The sequence below is a fragment of the Caballeronia sp. GAWG1-5s-s genome, from assembly GCF_023631445.1.
GTDB lineage: Bacteria > Pseudomonadota > Gammaproteobacteria > Burkholderiales > Burkholderiaceae > Caballeronia.
In genome coordinates this window covers 513872-530055 of sequence record NZ_JALQDC010000003.1, presented here as the reverse complement: position 1 = coordinate 530055, position 16184 = coordinate 513872, and the positions used below count along the sequence as shown (strand labels likewise).

At 65.0% G+C, this 16184-nt stretch carries 14 protein-coding genes; 3 read left to right on the top strand and 11 right to left on the bottom strand.

Annotation, left to right across the window (positions count from 1 at the left end; genetic code table 11):
- Positions 1 to 3 precede the first annotated feature (3 nt).
- From NCR34_RS04930 to NCR34_RS04910, 5 genes are all read right to left on the bottom strand, one after another.
- Positions 4 to 462 (bottom strand): CopD family protein, encoded by a 459-nt coding sequence (locus NCR34_RS04930; protein ID WP_248321707.1) that lies wholly within the window; start codon positions 460 to 462, stop codon positions 4 to 6.
- A gap of 145 nt (positions 463 to 607) precedes the next feature.
- Complete coding sequence (gene parC, locus NCR34_RS04925; protein WP_206467834.1) at positions 608 to 2929, bottom strand: DNA topoisomerase IV subunit A; 2322 nt, start codon at positions 2927 to 2929, stop codon at positions 608 to 610.
- A gap of 33 nt (positions 2930 to 2962) precedes the next feature.
- Positions 2963 to 4942, bottom strand: a complete 1980-nt coding sequence (locus tag NCR34_RS04920; protein ID WP_175939858.1) for a DNA topoisomerase IV subunit B — start codon at positions 4940 to 4942, stop codon at positions 2963 to 2965.
- Between the two features lie 310 nt (positions 4943 to 5252).
- Positions 5253 to 7187 carry an ATP-binding cassette domain-containing protein gene (locus NCR34_RS04915; protein ID WP_248322266.1) on the bottom strand — a complete coding sequence of 645 codons (1935 nt, stop codon included), beginning with the start codon at positions 7185 to 7187 and terminating at the stop codon, positions 5253 to 5255.
- Between the two features lie 130 nt (positions 7188 to 7317).
- The gene (locus NCR34_RS04910) at positions 7318 to 7719 is read right to left on the bottom strand and encodes a DUF4399 domain-containing protein (protein ID WP_248321706.1); all 402 of its coding nucleotides are present in this window, start codon (positions 7717 to 7719) and stop codon (positions 7318 to 7320) included.
- Positions 7720 to 7910: 191 nt separating this feature from the next.
- Here NCR34_RS04910 and NCR34_RS04905 point away from each other — a divergent pair, with 191 nt between their 5' ends.
- Positions 7911 to 8093 (top strand): rubredoxin, encoded by a 183-nt coding sequence (locus tag NCR34_RS04905; protein ID WP_159835653.1) that lies wholly within the window; start codon positions 7911 to 7913, stop codon positions 8091 to 8093.
- 31 nt (positions 8094 to 8124) lie between these two features.
- Here the strand turns inward: NCR34_RS04905 and NCR34_RS04900 are convergent, their stop codons facing one another.
- The 3 genes from NCR34_RS04900 to NCR34_RS04890 all read right to left on the bottom strand — a co-directional run bounded on the left by NCR34_RS04900 (position 8125) and on the right by NCR34_RS04890 (position 10692).
- Complete coding sequence (locus NCR34_RS04900) at positions 8125 to 8868, bottom strand: class I SAM-dependent methyltransferase (RefSeq protein WP_248321705.1); 744 nt, start codon at positions 8866 to 8868, stop codon at positions 8125 to 8127.
- Positions 8868 to 9671 (bottom strand): bestrophin-like domain, encoded by an 804-nt coding sequence (locus tag NCR34_RS04895; RefSeq protein WP_248321703.1) that lies wholly within the window; start codon positions 9669 to 9671, stop codon positions 8868 to 8870. The genes NCR34_RS04900 and NCR34_RS04895 overlap by 1 nt, the downstream gene beginning before the upstream one ends.
- 103 nt (positions 9672 to 9774) lie before the next feature.
- Complete coding sequence (locus NCR34_RS04890; protein WP_250499200.1) at positions 9775 to 10692, bottom strand: LysR family transcriptional regulator; 918 nt, start codon at positions 10690 to 10692, stop codon at positions 9775 to 9777.
- 110 nt (positions 10693 to 10802) lie between these two features.
- Between NCR34_RS04890 and NCR34_RS04885 the strand changes: the two genes are divergently transcribed.
- Positions 10803 to 11966, top strand: coding sequence for an alpha/beta fold hydrolase (locus NCR34_RS04885; RefSeq protein WP_250499199.1), 1164 nt, complete (start codon positions 10803 to 10805; stop codon positions 11964 to 11966).
- Between the two features lie 128 nt (positions 11967 to 12094).
- Here NCR34_RS04885 and NCR34_RS04880 read toward each other — a convergent pair whose 3' ends face one another.
- The 3 genes from NCR34_RS04880 to NCR34_RS04870 all read right to left on the bottom strand — a co-directional run bounded on the left by NCR34_RS04880 (position 12095) and on the right by NCR34_RS04870 (position 15188).
- Complete coding sequence (locus tag NCR34_RS04880; RefSeq protein WP_284506469.1) at positions 12095 to 13714, bottom strand: histidine kinase famiy protein; 1620 nt, start codon at positions 13712 to 13714, stop codon at positions 12095 to 12097.
- A gap of 102 nt (positions 13715 to 13816) precedes the next feature.
- Positions 13817 to 14215, bottom strand: coding sequence for a cupin domain-containing protein (locus NCR34_RS04875; RefSeq protein ID WP_371747386.1), 399 nt, complete (start codon positions 14213 to 14215; stop codon positions 13817 to 13819).
- Between the two features lie 82 nt (positions 14216 to 14297).
- Positions 14298 to 15188 (bottom strand): LysR family transcriptional regulator, encoded by an 891-nt coding sequence (locus tag NCR34_RS04870; RefSeq protein WP_248321697.1) that lies wholly within the window; start codon positions 15186 to 15188, stop codon positions 14298 to 14300.
- A 126-nt stretch (positions 15189 to 15314) separates the two neighbouring features.
- On the opposite strand from NCR34_RS04870, the gene NCR34_RS04865 reads away from it, so the two are divergent.
- Positions 15315 to 16178 (top strand): SDR family oxidoreductase, encoded by an 864-nt coding sequence (locus tag NCR34_RS04865; protein ID WP_248321696.1) that lies wholly within the window; start codon positions 15315 to 15317, stop codon positions 16176 to 16178.
- Positions 16179 to 16184: the final 6 nt, after the last annotated feature.

The window sequence follows — 16184 nt, the reverse complement described above, 5'->3', positions numbered from 1 at the left end:
CGGTTAGATGCCGCGCGATAGCACCGCAGTCCCGATCGTCACGACGCCGAGCACGAGATTGACGACGACGAGCCTGCGCACGGTGCCGACCGCCCGCGCGCCATCGGGCCAGTTCTGCGCCTGCACCGCGCGGCGGATGCGCGGAAACACGGCAAAGCGGATATGCCCGAAGATCAGCATCATCACGATGCCTAAGCCTGCCATCGCGTGAAGCGGCCATGCGGCATGCGCGCCGCCGTATTGCGCGAGCAGAAAGCCGCCCGTGATCAGGATCACGAGCACGGCGCCCGCGACCCAGTTGAAGAAGCGCGCGAATACGGCTTCCCAGAGCGGCAGGCGCAGTTGCGGCGCGAGGTCGCCGAGCGCGGGGCGCAGGCAGAAGTGCGCGAAGACCATGCCGCCTATCCATACGGCCACGCCGAGCAAGTGAAGAAAGAGCGCGGCTTCGATGGCATGAGTCATGGGTTTCGAGGGCAGAAGGTAAGTGAAGTTTGGCCGTTCGACTCAGGCGCGGCGCGTCAGTTCCTAAACATCGGGCGCGATGCCAAAAGAAAACGCCTCGCTGCGAGGTTCGCAGCGAGGCGCTTATCTATGCTTTGACGCAGAGTCAGCCTTCGAACACCGGCCGCATTTCGCTCACCTTCAGCGACGTATCCGGCGTGCGGCCCTTTCTCGCCCGCTTGCCGAGATGCTGTTGCAGTTGCGCGCCCGAGAGCTTCTCGTCGCGGATCTTGCCGCCGCGCCCCGCGCCGATCAGCACGACGCCGCGCGCGTCGATGGCGAGCGCCTGACGCAGCGTTTCGTTCGGATCGAGCGTCATCAGCGTGACACCGCGTCCGCCGCCCGAAAGCGTCTTCATCTCGTCCATGCCGAAGACGAGCAGTCGGCCCGCATTCGACAGGCACGCGACGTACAGCGCGCCCGGCAGCACCGGCATCGGCGCGAGCGGCAACGCGCCTTCGTCGATGGTCATGAACGACTTGCCCGCCTTGTTGCGGCTCACCATGTCGCCGAGCTTCGCGATAAAGCCGAAGCCGTTGCTCGACGCCAGCAGCAACGGCTGCTCCGCCGACGCCGCGAAGTAATGCAGCAGGTGCGTGCCCGATTCGAGTTCGATCAGCGACGTGACCGGCACGCCGTCGCCGCGACCGCCCGGCAGCGCGGCCACCGGCACGGAATACACGCGGCCGTTGCTGCCCCACGCGATGAGCGTGTCCGGCGTGCGCGCCTGGAACACGGCGTACAGCGAATCGCCGGCCTTGAACGTGAAGCCGGCCGGATCGAGCCCGTGGCCCTTCAGCGCGCGCACCCAGCCCTTCTGCGAGACGACGACCGTCACCGGCTCGTCGACGACGCGCACCTCGAACGTCGCGCGCTTTTCCTGCTGGATCAGGGTGCGGCGGTCGTCGCCATATTGCTTCGCGTCCGCTTCGATTTCCTTGATGAGCAGGCGCTTCATCGCGGCGTCGCTGTTCAGCAGTTCTTCGAGCTTCTTCTTCTCGTCGCGCAAGTCGGAGAGCTCCTGCTCGATCTTGATCGCTTCGAGCCGCGCGAGTTGCCGCAAACGGATTTCGAGAATGTCTTCGGCCTGACGATCGGAGAGATTGAAGCGCGCGATCAGCGCCTGCTTCGGCTCCTCGGCCTCGCGAATGATGCGAATGACTTCGTCGATATTCAGGAAGACGATCATCCGCCCTTCGAGAATATGGATGCGGTCGTTCACTTTGCCCAAGCGATGCTGCGTCCGGCGCGTGACGGTGACGAACCGGAAGCCGACCCACTCGTGCAGGATTTCGACGATGCCCTTCTGCCTCGGCCGGCCGTCCGCGCCGATCATCACGAGGTTGATCGCAGCGTTCGATTCCAGGCTCGTATGCGCGAGCAGCGTATTGACGAACTCCGTCTGGTCGATGCGGCTCGACTTCGGCTCGAACACGAGGCGCACGGGCGCGTCCTTGCCGGACTCGTCGCGCACGGTGTCGAGCAGCGCCAGCAGCGTCTGCTTGGTCTGCAACTGATCCGGCGTCAGCGTCTTCTTGCCGAGCTTGATCTTTGGGTTAGTCAGCTCCTCGATTTCTTCGAGCACCTTCTGACCCGACGTGTTCGGCGGCAGTTCGTTGATGACGAGCTGCCACTGGCCGCGCGCGAGGTCTTCGATCTTCCAGCGCGCGCGCACCTTCAGACTGCCGCGCCCGGTTTCGTAGGCCGCCGAGATTTCCGCTTGCGACGAGATGATCTGCCCGCCGCCGGGGAAGTCCGGCCCGTTGAGCTTCTCCATCACGCCTGCGTGCCCGATCTTCGGATCGCGAATCATCGCGACGGCGGCTTGCGCGACTTCGCGCAGATTGTGCGACGGCACTTCCGTCGCGAGACCGACCGCAATGCCCGACGCGCCGTTGAGCAGCAGGAACGGCAGGCGCGCGGGCAAGAGCTTCGGCTCCTCGAACGAGCCGTCGTAGTTCGGCATGAAGTCGACCGTGCCTTGGTCGATTTCATCGAGCAGCAGGCGCGCGATCGGCGTGAGGCGCGCTTCGGTGTATCGCATGGCCGCCGCGCCGTCGCCGTCGCGCGAGCCGAAGTTGCCCTGACCGTCGATGAGCGGATAGCGCATCGAGAAGTCCTGCGCGAGACGCACGAGCGCGTCGTACGCGGACTGATCGCCATGCGGGTGATACTTGCCGAGCACGTCGCCCACCACGCGCGCCGACTTCACCGGCTTCGCGGTGCTCGCGAGGCCCATCTCGTTCATCGCGTAGAGGATGCGGCGCTGCACGGGCTTCTGCCCGTCCGATACGTCGGGCAGCGCGCGGCCCTTGACCACGCTCACCGCGTAGTCGAGATACGCGCGTTCGGCGTAATCGCCGAGCGTCAGGTGTTCTCCGTCGGGCGCGGCTTGCTGTTCGGCGAAAAGATCGTCAGTGATTCCCATCGAATATCCGTTATGCGTTTTCCGAAGCCGGCATCAGATGTCCGCTTCCACTTCGTTGCCCTTCTCTTCGAGCCAGCTTCGGCGCGACGCCGCTTCGCCCTTGCCCATCAGCATGGTCATGCGCGAGACGGTGAGATCGAAGCCGAGATCACCCAGCCGGACGGGCAAGAGACGCCGCGTGTCGGGGTTCATCGTCGTGTCCCAGAGCTGTTCGGCACTCATTTCGCCGAGGCCCTTGAAGCGGCTGATGCTCCATTGCGTTTCGCGCACGCCGTCCTTGCGCAGCTTGTCGAGAATCGCTTCGAGTTCGCCTTCGTCGAGCGCGTAGAGCTTCTGCGCGGGCTTCTTGCCGCGCGCGGGCGCATCGACGCGAAAAAGCGGCGGACGCGCGACGCAGACGTGACCGCGTTCGATCAGTTGCGGGAAGTGCTTGAAGAAGAGCGTGAGCAGCAGCACCTGAATGTGCGCGCCGTCCACGTCCGCGTCCGACAGAATGCAGATCTTGCCGTAGCGCAGATTCGAGAGATCGATCTGATCGTCGGGACCGTGCGGATCGACGCCGATCGCCACTGCGATGTCATGCACTTCGTTGTTGGCAAAGAGCCGGTCGCGTTCGGTTTCCCACGTGTTCAGCACCTTGCCGCGCAACGGCAGAATGGCCTGGAACTCCTTGTCGCGGCCCATTTTCGCGGAGCCGCCCGCCGAATCGCCCTCGACGAGGAAAAGCTCGTTGCGCGTGATATCGGTCGATTCGCAGTCCGTGAGCTTGCCCGGCAGCACGGCCACGCCCGAGCTCTTGCGCTTCTCGACCTTCTGACCCGCGCGCGTGCGCGCCTGCGCCTGGCGAATGACGAGTTCGGCGAGCTTCCTGCCGTATTCGACATGCTGATTGAGCCACAACTCCAGCGCCGGCCGCGAGAACGACGACACGAGCTTCACGGCATCGCGGCTATTGAGACGCTCCTTGATTTGCCCCTGGAATTGCGGGTCGAGCACCTTCGCCGACAGCACGAAGGAGACGCGCGCGAACACGTCTTCGGCGAGCAGCTTCACGCCCTTCGGCTGAAGGTTGTGGATCTCGACGAAGTTCTTGACCGCCTGAAAGAGCCCGTCGCGCAAGCCGGATTCGTGCGTGCCGCCCGCGGGCGTCGGAATCAGGTTCACGTACGATTCGCGCAGCAGCGGCCCTTCCTCGCTCCACGCGACAACCCACGACGCGCCTTCGCCTTCCGCGAAGGTCTCTTCCGTCGTGCGCGAGTTGTCCGCGTAACGCTCGCCTTCGAAAAGCGGAATCAGCAGTTCGCTGCCGCCCATGCCTTCGAGCAGATAGCCGCGCAGACCGTCTTCGTACTTCCACGTCTGGCGCTCGCCGGTCTTCTCGATGACGAGCACCACTTCGACGCCCGGCAGCAGCACGGCTTTCGAGCGCAACAGGCGCTGCAACTCGCCGAGCGGCAGATTCGGCGAATCGAAATACTTCGCGTTCGGCCAGGCGCGCACGCGCGTGCCGCTCTTCTTCTCGCCGCGTTCGGGCGAACGCGTCGTGAGCGGCTCGATGACGTCGCCATTGGCGAACGCCAGATGCGCGACCTTGTTGTCGCGCCAGACCGTGACTTCGAGGCGCGTGGCGAGCGCGTTCGTGACCGACACGCCGACGCCGTGCAGGCCGCCCGAGAACGTGTACGCGCCGCCCGCGGCCTTGTCGAACTTGCCGCCCGCATGCAGCCGCGTGAACACGATCTCGACGACCGGCACGCCTTCCTCGGGATGCAGGCCGAACGGAATGCCGCGGCCGTCGTCTTCCACCGAGACGGAGTTGTCCGCATGGACCGTCACGGTGATCTGCTTGCCGTAGCCGCCGAGGGCTTCGTCCGACGCGTTGTCGATCACTTCCTGCACGATATGCAGCGGATTTTCGGTGCGCGTGTACATGCCGGGCCGTTGCTTGACCGGCTCGAGGCCCTTCAGGACCTTGATCGATGCTTCGCTGTAGCCCGCCGCCTTCGCGCTCATCGCGCGCGGCCTGGCGCCCTCGGCGCGCTGTGGAGTGGCTGCTTGGGCCACACTGGATTTTTTCGTGGACATAGTTGAACGTTGATCCGGCTTGCGACCCCGCGCGGGAATGGTCACCGCACGACGCCGCGATGCCGGCAAATGCTTTATCGAATGCTCAAGATTGCCTCACCGGATAGGCGTCGCGAAGGCCTTCGCCCCGTCCGCCCGTCCGGCCGCGCTAGGAGAATAGCGGTTTTCGCCCGCCGCGCCCACCTCGGGCGCGCTAAAGCGAGCGCCGAATGGCGAATCGCGCCGCCCAGCCCCCAGCCTATCCGCGCTTCGCTTCGAGTTCTTCCCAGCGTTCCAGCGCGACGAGCAATTCCTCTTCGATGGCCGCGTGGCGCTCGGACAGGCGCGCGCCTTCTTTCGCGTCCGTGGCGAAAATGGAGCCGTCTTCGAGCTGTGCGCCGATGCGTTTCTGCTCGTCTTCCAGTTCCGCGATGCGCGCGGGCAGCGCTTCGAGTTCGCGCTGTTCCTTGAACGAGAGCTTGACCGTGCGCTGCGCGTTGCGGCCCGCCGCGCTTTCCTTCGGCGCGTCTTCCCTGGGCGCTTCCTTCGCGCTTTGCCGCGCGGCTTCCTCGGCGATGCGGTCCGAACGTTCGCGCTGAACCTGCCAGTCCGAGAAGCCGCCGACATACTCGCGCCACTTGCCGCCGCCTTCGGCCGCGAACACGGACGTCACCACGTTGTCGAGAAACGCGCGGTCGTGGCTCACGAGCAGCACCGTGCCGTCGTAGTCCGCGAGCAGTTCTTCGAGCAGTTCGAGCGTGGGAATATCGAGGTCGTTGGTCGGTTCGTCGAGCACGAGCACGTTCGCCGGACGCGCGAAAAGGCGCGCGAGCAACAGGCGATTGCGCTCGCCGCCCGAGAGCGACCGCACGGGCGAACGCGCGCGCTCGGGCGCGAACAGGAAGTCGCCGAGATAGCTCATCACGTGCTTCTTCACGCCGTTCACTTCGACCCATTCGCTGCCGGGACTGATGGTGTCCGCGAGCGATTTGTCGAGATCGAGCTGCGCGCGCATCTGATCGAAATACGCGGTCTGAATGTTGGTGCCGGTGCGCACGCGGCCTGCGTCGGGCTGCAACTCGCCGAGAATCAGCTTGAGCAGCGTGGTCTTGCCCGCGCCGTTCGGCCCGACGAGACCGATCTTGTCGCCGCGCATGACCGTGGCCGTGAAACTATCGACGATGGTGCGCGCGCCATAACGCTTCGTCACGTCCGTCAGTTCCGCGACGATCTTGCCGGACTTCTCGCCCTGCCCGACGTCGAGCTTCACGTTGCCCTGCACGTTGCGCCGTTCGGCGCGTTCCTTGCGCATTTCGACGAGCCGCGCAATGCGCCCGACGCTGCGCGTGCGCCGCGCCTCCACGCCCTTGCGAATCCACACTTCTTCCTGCGCGAGCAGCTTGTCGAACTTGGCCTGCTCTACTTGCTCGACTTCGAGCTGCTGCGCCTTGCGAATCTGATACGCGCTGAAGTTGCCCGGATACGACAGCAAGCGCCCGCGATCCAGTTCGACGATGCGCGTGGCCACGCGATCCAGAAACGCGCGGTCGTGCGTGATGAAGAGCAAGCCCGTGCGCAGCGTGACGAGCAGTTCTTCGAGCCAGCGAATGCCTTCGAAGTCCAGATGGTTGGTCGGCTCGTCCAGCAGCAACACGTCCGGCTGCACGACGAGCGCCCGCGCCAGCGCGACGCGCTTTCTCATGCCGCCGGACAGCGCACCCGCGCGGGCCTCGCCGTCGAGCCCGATTTGCGCGAGCGTCGTCGCGACGCGCGTGCGCCAGTTCCAGGCATCGCGCGTATCGAGCGCCGATTGCAGCGTGTTCATGCGCGCGAGCAACGCGTCGTGCTCCGCGCCCTCGGGCGTGTCCGCGAGCCGGTGCGCGACGGCATCGTATTCGTCGAGCAGCGTGCGCGCATCGACGAGGCCGGAGGCGACGACATCGAACACGGATGCGTCGAGATCGAACTCGGGCTCCTGCGGCACATAGACGGTCGTGAGTTCGCTCTGGCGCGTGACGAGACCGTCGTCGGGCGCGGCGAGCCCCGCGACGATCTTGAGCAGCGACGACTTGCCCGCGCCGTTGCGGCCGATCAGCCCGACACGTTCGCCCGCTTCGAGCGAGAAGTCGGCGTGATCCAGCAACGCGACGTGGCCGAACGCGAGTTGTGCGTCCGTGATGGAATAAAGCGACATGGGGATGAATGCGAACGAAGGCGATACCGAGGAAGCGGTCATTGTACCGATGTTCCCTCGCGCCGAAGGTCGCATCAGCCGAATGGACAAGGGCGCGCGGGCCGTAGCGCGCGCCCGTGTGCCATCACGCCTACTTGACGTGGACCTTGATCGTCTGCGCCATCTCGGGCCCGTACGAGCGATGTGCGCCGTCGCCGAGCTGCATCGTCAGCGTGTGGTCGCCGGGCGGCAGCTTCACGTCGGCTTCGGTCTGCGCCTTGCCGTAATGCAGCGACGTCTCGCTCGCCGGGATCACGGTTCCCTTGGGCAGCGGACCGCTGTCGATCAGCAGATGATGATGCCCCGCGCCTTCCGTCATCGTGCCGGCCGGCGCGAGCGTCATGCCCTCGACGCCGAACTTCACGTGGACGGGACTCGTGACGGTCGCGCCGTCTTTCGGCTCGATGAAGTACACGCGCGACTGCGCGTGCGCGTGGCCCGCGAAGGCCGCCGCGACGACGATGGCGCCGGCAAATACGGTCTTGTTCAGCATGATCTTCTCCTTATTGGTGGAGCGAGCGTCGCTCCGGAAAGCAACGGCGCCCCAGCATACACCTGCCTTACGGCCAACCGCATCCGACGCGCGTTTTTTGCGACGGCGCTTCGGGTAAGATGCCGGCTCGCCGTTTCCCGAGCCCTTCGCTGGGCTTGCGCGGCCCTTTCCATTTGAATCAAGAGTCTGTCGTGAGCGAAGTCATCGAATACAAAAGCTGGGTATGCCTGATTTGCGGCTGGGTCTACAACGAGCAGGACGGCCTGCCGGGTCAAGGCATCGCGCCAGGCACGCGGTTCGCCGATATTCCCGCTAGCTGGCGCTGCCCGGAATGCGACGTCGGCAAGGAAGATTTCGTCGTCGTCGAGTTCTGACGCAACACGGCGCCGCGCTTGCGGCGCTCTTTCAGCGCGCCACCGCGATCAACTCGCGGCTCGTCTCGTCCACCGGCGCGCGGTTCCAGTCCCCATACCAGTCGATGTGAGCGAAGCCCGCGCGGTTGAGCAATTGCGCGAGCTCGTCGCGGCTGCGAAAGCGCAGTTCGCTTTCGGCGCGCAGGGTCTCGGTCTCCCCCTCGAAGCGCGCGTGAGTCGTGAACGCGACGCGGCCGGTGCCGAGCGGATCGGCTTTCGCGTGCCGCTCTTGCCACACGTCGACGGCACGTCCATCGGCGCTTTGCACGCGACGCAGCGAGCGTTCCGCCGTCCAGTTCTCCCAAGCCCGCGCCGCCGGATTGCGGCTCTCGAACGCGATGCGCCCGCCAGGGCGCAACGCGCGTCGCGCGGCGACAAGCGTCGCGAGGAACGATGCATCGTCGAGAAACACTTGCGCGACGTGGCCGGTCATCACGAGCAGGTCGGCCGCGCCGACGAACGGCAGCGCGGACGCATCGCCCTCGATCCACGTCACGCGGTCGCCGGACGGACGGCCGCGCGCGACCTTGAGCATCTGCGGCGACGGATCGATGCCCGTCACGCGATAGCCGCGCCCGGCAAGCTCGCAGGCAAGCAGACCGGTGCCGCATCCGAGGTCGATCACATGCGCCGCCGACTCGGCGAGCGCCACGTAGAACGCCGTGTCGGCAGCGGCGGGATTGAGCGCGTCGTAGAGCGCGACGAGGCGCGGGTCGTCATAGAGGTTCGTCGGCATCAGCGGGTTTGGTAGGCGAGCGCTTCGCGCATCGGCTGGCTGTGGACCATGATCGGGCCGGTGAACGGCGTATCGAGATCGAGAATGACGAGCACAGCCGACGCGATGGAAAGCGCGCCGAGCATGATCGTCACGAGAGACAGCGCGTTGCGCGGGGCGATCAGCCCGAAGCACAGAAAGATGATGAGCAGCCAGCCGACGAGAATGCGGTCAAACGGATACGAAATGGTGCCGTGCGCTTCCTCGATCAGCTTCCAGCGCAGCGCGATGAGCTGCTCGAAGCGCGTGGCGGTGTTGTCGGCGAGCGTGCGGTGGTACGCGTCCGCGGGCTGAAGCAGCCGGACCTGACGCTGCCCGCGATCGAGCAGTTCGCCCAGCGCGCGACTTTCGAGCTTGCCGCTTGCGTGCGGCGACGGTTCCACTTGCGGATAGTAATCGCCCGGCGGATGCGGCTCGGCCGGCCATGTGCTCGCAATCGCCGCCGCCGTGTAGCTGCGCAGCACGGTGCGCGTTTCGTCGAGGTCCGCGCCGTAGTCGCGCATCGCCCGGTCGAGTTCGATGATCGCGGCGGCGTAGGCGCGCACGTCGTTATCGGTGGTATCGAACACGGTTTTCGCGGATGCCGTCAGCAAGCCCAGCACGAGCGCCGCGAACGTCACCAGCATGCCGACGAGGAGTTGCACGAGCTGCACCGTTTCCTGCGCCTTGTGCTCCTCCGGCAACAGCGGCCGAATGATCGCGCCGATGCCGGTACTCGCGAGCAGCAGAAAGAACACGAGCAGCGCGGATTCGATTTCCGTCATGAGCGCATGGGCCGCGAGCGAGGATGAGTGTGCTCGCATTATCCGGTGGAAACGGCTCGCGGTCCAATGCGGGCGGCGGCTGAGGCCGACGACTAGCGCCTTGTCATGGCCGCGTTCCCGTGTCCCACGGCGGTTCATCGCCGAACGCGTCCACGAGGTACTCCACGAATCGGCGCACCTTGAGCGGGATGCGCCGCGCGCCCGGATAGACCGCCTGAACCAGCAGTTCGGTCGCGCGGTAGTCGGGCAGCAGCGCGACGAGTTCGCCGCGCCGCACGTGCTCTCCGAAGACGAAGCTCGGGCCGTACGCGATTCCGGCTCCGGCGAGCGCGGCGGAAAGCAGCATCTGCGTGTTGTTCGCCGAAATGCGCGAAGGTCCGTCGATGACGTATGCGCGGTTGTCCGCATCGAACAAGGTCCAGTCGCCCGCCGAAACGGCTTCGCTGAACACGAGCCTCGGCGCGCCCAGCAGATCGTCGGGCGTGCGCGGCGCGCCTTGCCGCTCGATGTACTCCGGCGACGCGCACACGACCATGCGGCATGGCGCGATGCGGCGCGTCACGAGCGCCGGATCATCCAGACGACCGATGCGGATCGCGACGTCTATGCCGGCGTCGAGCAGGTCCACATACCGGTCGCCGAGGTCCACTTCCACATTCACTTGCGGATGGTCGCGGACATATCGCGCGATGACATCACCGAGATGCATCGCGCCGAACGTGACGGGCGCCTCGACGCGCAGCACCCCGCGCACCGTGGCCTGAGAATCGCTCACTTCGCGGTTCGCTTCGGCGAAGGCCTCCAGAATCTGCTTGCTGCGCTCGTAATAGGTCTGGCCCGCATCGGTCAGGCTGAGACGCCGGGTCGTGCGCTGAAGCAGGCGCGCATTCAGCCTTGCCTCGATCTCGGACACATGTTTGCCCGCCATCGCAGGCGACAATCCGAAACGACGCGCCGCCGCAGCCAGACTTCCTGCCTCCACCGCGGCGACGAACACGCCAAGACTGGTCAGTCGGTCCATGACTCCCCCGATTCGATCGCCGCATTATCGACTGCCGCCACTGATCGGGCAATTATCGGCGCGCAAGCGCACGCCTACGATTCCCGCATGTCACGAACGGAGGCGAGAAGATGAATATCGAAACGAACGGCACGCGGATTCACGTCACAGAGCGCGGCAGCGGGGATATGGCGCTCGTGTTCCTGCACTATTACGGCGGCTCGTCGCGGACATGGGACGGCGTTGCGGACGAACTAGCTGACCGTTATCGCATCGTTGCCACCGATCATCGCGGATGGGGCGATTCCGACGCCCCCGCGAGTGGCTACGGCATCGTCGATCTGGCCGCCGATGCCGAAGGCGTGATCGACGCGCTCGGCTTGCGGCGCTACGTGCTCGTCGGTCATTCCATGGGCGGCAAGGTCGCGCAACTGATCGCATCACGGCGGCCGAAGGGACTTCAAGGGCTCGTGCTCGTTGCTCCGTCGCCGCCCTCGCCCATGCGCCTCTCGGAGCAAGAACGCGCGACCTTGTCGGGCGCCTACGCATCGCGCGAATCGGTCGAATTCGTCATCGACCACGTGCTGACCGGAAGACCGCTCGACGCGGCCCGTCGCGAACGAGTCATCGACGACAGCCTCAAGGGCGCGCCGCAAGCGAAAGCCGCGTGGCCCGAAATCGGCATGAGCGAGGATCTGACGGCCGCGGTGGCGTCGATCGACGTGCCTACCGTCGTCATCTCCGGAGAACTGGACCGGGTCGATCGCATCGACACGTTGCAGAACGAGCTTCTGCCGCGCATCCCGCATGCGGCGATGGTCGTGCTGCCCGGCGTCGGACATCTTTCGCCGCTCGAAGCGCCGAACGACATCGCACGCGTCATCGCGCGCTTTGTCGGCGAGATCGAGAGCGGATCCGCGGGCTGTCGTGCGCCGGAGGACGTGCCGCTGGCCTTCGATGCAGCGATGAATGCCGGCGATCTCGACGGACTCCTGCGCCTCTTTCGCAACGATGCCACGATGCGTCTGACGAACGGCGTCGAAATCAGCGCGCGCCCGGATGAACTGCGCCGCGCGATGGCGCAACTGCTGGCCGCGAAGCCGCGCATTCGCAATACGGTGCGCCGCGTGGTGTCGAGCGGAAACATCGCGCTGGTTCTGGCGGACTGGACGCTGACTGTTACCCTACCTGACGGGCAGCCGCATGTCGAAGCGGGCTGCGCCACGCAGGTCATGGAGAAAGGACCGGACGATGCCTGGCGGCTGAGAATCTCGAATCCGCTGGGACTGGATTGAGATGAGAGTCGTCGGAGTTCGAACGCCGCCACCGACGAAAGTGGCCACCTACGAACAAAACGATAAGCATACCGAATTCAATACACCGCGACGCTCAGGTAAGCCTGCGCTCGTCGCAGGCTTCGCGGTCAACTGTCGGTGCCGGGATTGTGCAGCGCCTGCGATATCGCCGCGCGCAATTCGATCGCCTGATACGGCTTGTGGAGCACCGGAAACTCCGTGCCGTCGATGTCGTTTCTCGCGATGGACGTGTCGGCATAACCGGTCGTCAGCAAGACGCGCAGCAGTGGCTTGCGGCGTTTCGCTTCCTGCGCGAGCATCACGCCGTTCATGCCTCCCGGCATGATGAGATCGGTGAAGAGCAGTTCGATCTGCGCGTCCCCGCCCAGTATCTCGAGAGCGTCATGCGCCCCATGTGCGACGCGCGTCTTGTACCCGCCTTGCTGCAGGATCATCGCGGCGACTTCGGCCACGTCGGGCCGGTCATCGACGACAAGGATCGTCTCGTTGTGCGCGGACTCGGCGACACGCCGGTGCCGCTGCTCGGTGGATGGTTCCGCCGCCACCGCCGGGAAGTAGAGCCGCACTGTTGTGCCGTGGCCCGGCTCGGAGTAGATATCGACCGCGCCGCCCGATTGTCTCGCGAAGCCGTAGACCATCGACAAACCCAGGCCCGTTCCCTTTCCTTCTTCCTTCGTCGTGAAGAACGGGTCCATCACATGCGCAAGGATATGAGCAGGAATGCCGGTGCCGTTGTCGCTCACCGACACCCACACATACTCGCCGGGCGTGAGTTGCGCGAATCCGATGGGCCTTCTATCGGTCAGCGACAGATTGCCGGTGCGCACCGTGACTTGAGGCTTGTCCTTGCCGTGCAGCGCGTCGCGCGCGTTCAGAAGCAGGTTGAGCACCGCCACTTCCAGTTGCGAAGCGTCGAGCTGACAATTGCGCAGCGCCGGGTCCGGAACGAAGTTGAGCGCTCCGCTGTCGCCGAACGTGTTTTCCGCGAGTTCACGAATGTCGGCGAGCCGCGCGTTCAGGTTGATGATTCGGCCGCGCAGTTCCTGCTTGCGCGCGAATGCGAGCAGTTGCTGCGTGAGCGTGGAAGCTCGCGTGATGGCATCGCGCATCCGTTCCACCGGCATCACGAACCTGCTGAGATCGAACCGCTCTTCGATGCCGAGCTTCATCACATCGACATAGCCGCTCATTACCTGCAACAGGTTGTTGAAGTCGTGCGCGATGCCCCCGGTCAACTGCCCGAGTGCCTCCATCTTCTGCGATTGCCGCAGCGCCTCTTCCGCGTCGCGGCGGCGGCTGATATCGAGTTGAGACGCGAAGAAATACACGATCTCGCCGGCCTCGTTCCTGACCGGCGAGATAAAGAGCGCGTTCCAGAAGGTCGATCCGTCCTTGCGATAGTTCAGCACCTCGATATTGATTTCGCGGCCCTGCTGGACGGCATCGCGAATCTCGGAGACGGTGGCCTGGCTCGTCTCCGGCCCTTGCAAGAGCCGGCAGTTCTGCCCGATCAGTTCTTCGACGCTGAAGCCCGTCAGATTGAGGAATGCCGAGTTCACGAAGACGATCGGATTGTCGGGCTGATTCGGGTCGGTGACGAGCATGGGCATGCGTGTCGTCGAAACAGCCGCGAAAAAGATATCGTTCGAATGGTCGCTGAAGGATGGCCGTACGTTGCTTACGGTGGGGCGCTCGATGTTCAATTTTTGTCCTCGTTTTAGCCGCATCCACCGTCTTGGCGGTGCGCGAGGACCGCCGAAACCCGGCGATGTGTCGACGAGGATTCTAGCTTGCGGCGCCCAACGTTGTCGCTTTCGCGTAGACGTGAATCACGCTCGCGGCGCACCGCTCAACTGCTCGTCTATCGTCCGCGTCAGCGGCGACTGCACGTCGCCCGTGTGCTTCGTCTCTACGGGCTCGATCAGCACGATCCAGCATTCTTCGTCGGCGACCGGGTTATGCAGCGTGCCGCGCGGCACGACGTGCATGGAGCCTGCGGGCAAATGCACGGCTCGGCCGCCTTCGTATTCGATGGTGAGATTGCCGCGCACGACGAAGAACAACTCGTCTTCGTTCGCGTGGTCGTGCCACGCGAGTTGACCGCGCACCTTGGCGACCTTCACATACTGATCGTTGACCTGCGCGACGACTTTCGGCGACCAATATTCGCGGACATCGCTGAACGCGGCTTCGAGGTCGAATGATTCGGCAAACTGAAGAACAGACATGGTCATCTCCACATGAACAGGACGTTTGGTCGAGCGTGACGCGGACTCTAGCGCATAAGCGGACGATCTGCCCGAATCACCGTCATTCGATGAGTGCCGCGAGTTCGTCCGCCGTGCCCAACGGAAACGACGCCTTGAGGTGCGCGAGAAAAGCCGACACGCGCGTGCTCAACAAGCGCCTCGACGGATACAGCGCCCACAACGCAATCTCCGGCCCGTCGACATCGCCCCAATGTGCGAGCTTGCCCGCGGCGATATCCCGGCTCACCAGCGACAGCGGCAGACAGGCGGCGCCCACGCCGAGGCGAACGGTGTCGCGCACCATGACGAGCGACGACAGTTGCGCGACCGGCTCGATGAGGATGCGCGCTTTTCCGCGCGCGCCGATCACGTCCCAGTACGCCGTGTCTTCGGGCGTGCCCCGAACGACTGCGCGAACGCTGGATTTCGCAGCGGGTCGCTTGAGGCCCGGCTTGGCCACGACAACGAGCCGGTCGCGCAAGAAGATGCGCCCGACGAGCGTCTCGTTCGGTTCGGGATTGACGCGGATCACGAGGTCATACCCTTCTTCGATCATGTTGACCGGGCGATCTTCTGTCGTCACTTCCATGCGGACGTGCGGGTACTTCAGGACGAACGACGCGACCAGCTTTCCCATGGCTATCTGCGAGAAGAGCGCGGGCGCGCTGATGCGCAAGCGGCCGCGCGGCTCATCGCTACCGGATGCAATGGCGGCGGCGCTCTCGTTGAGTTCGGCAAGGAGCGCACCCGTGCGCTCGTAGAGCGCGCGGCCTTCCTGCGTGAGCACGACGCCGCGCGGCCCGCGTTCGAAAAGCCGAATGCGAAGGTCGTTTTCGAGTTCGGTGACGCGGCGCGAGAGCGTCGCTTTGGGCCGCTCGGACGCGCGAGCGGCTTCTCCGAAGCTGCCGTAACGCGCGACGAGATTGAAGTCAGCGAGAGCGAGAAGGTCCATGCGGGTCCTAGTCAGCGTGCCAGGGGTGTTCCATGAGTGAGACGCCTCGTCTCTATATCACATCTTCCGGACAGTCAGTGGATCACTTACCTTAACTGCATGCCAACCACTTGAAGGAGTTTCGCCATGACTATTCTCGTTACCGGCGCCACCGGCCGCGTCGGCCGTCAGGTCGTCGAACAACTCGTCAGCCGCCATGTAGACGTGCGCGTGCTCGTGCGCGATCCATCGAAAGCGCACTTCCCGGCCGAAGTGACGGTCGCACAGGGCGATATGCTCGACGTCGATTCCCTTCGCCGGGCCTTCGCCGGCGTGCGCACGCTGTTCCTGCTCAACGCAGTCGCGGGCGACGAGTTCACGCAGGCGCTGATCACGCTGAACATTGCGCGCGAGTCGGGCGTCGAGCGCGTGGTCTATCTGTCCGTCATGCACGCGGACCGGTTCGTCAACGTGCCGCACTTCGCGGTGAAGTTCGGCGCCGAGCGGATGATTGAGCGAATGGGGTTCAGCGCCACGATCCTGCGCCCTGCGTACTTCATCGACAACGAACTGATGATTCGGGACGTCGTCGTCGATCACGGCGTTTATCCGATGCCGATCGGGAGCAAGGGCGTCGCCATGGTCGACACGCGCGACATTGCGGAGGTCGCGGCCATCGAACTGTTGCGTCGCAACGAGGCCGGCGCGGATCTTCCCGTGGAGGTCATCGATCTCGTCGGACCGGACACACTGACGGGCACCGCGCTGGCGTCCATCTGGTCCGACGTGCTCGGCCGGCCGGTGGTCTACGGCGGCGACGATCCGAGCGGGTTCGAACAGAACCTTGCGAGCTTCATGCCGAAGTGGATGGCCTACGAGATGCGCCTGATGGCCGAGCGTTATGTCAGCGACGGCATGGTGCCGGAAGCGGGCGACGTCGAACGGCTTGTGCGCATGCTGGGCCGTCCGCTGCACACGTACCGCGACTTCGTCACGCAGCTGGCGGGTTGAGCGGCG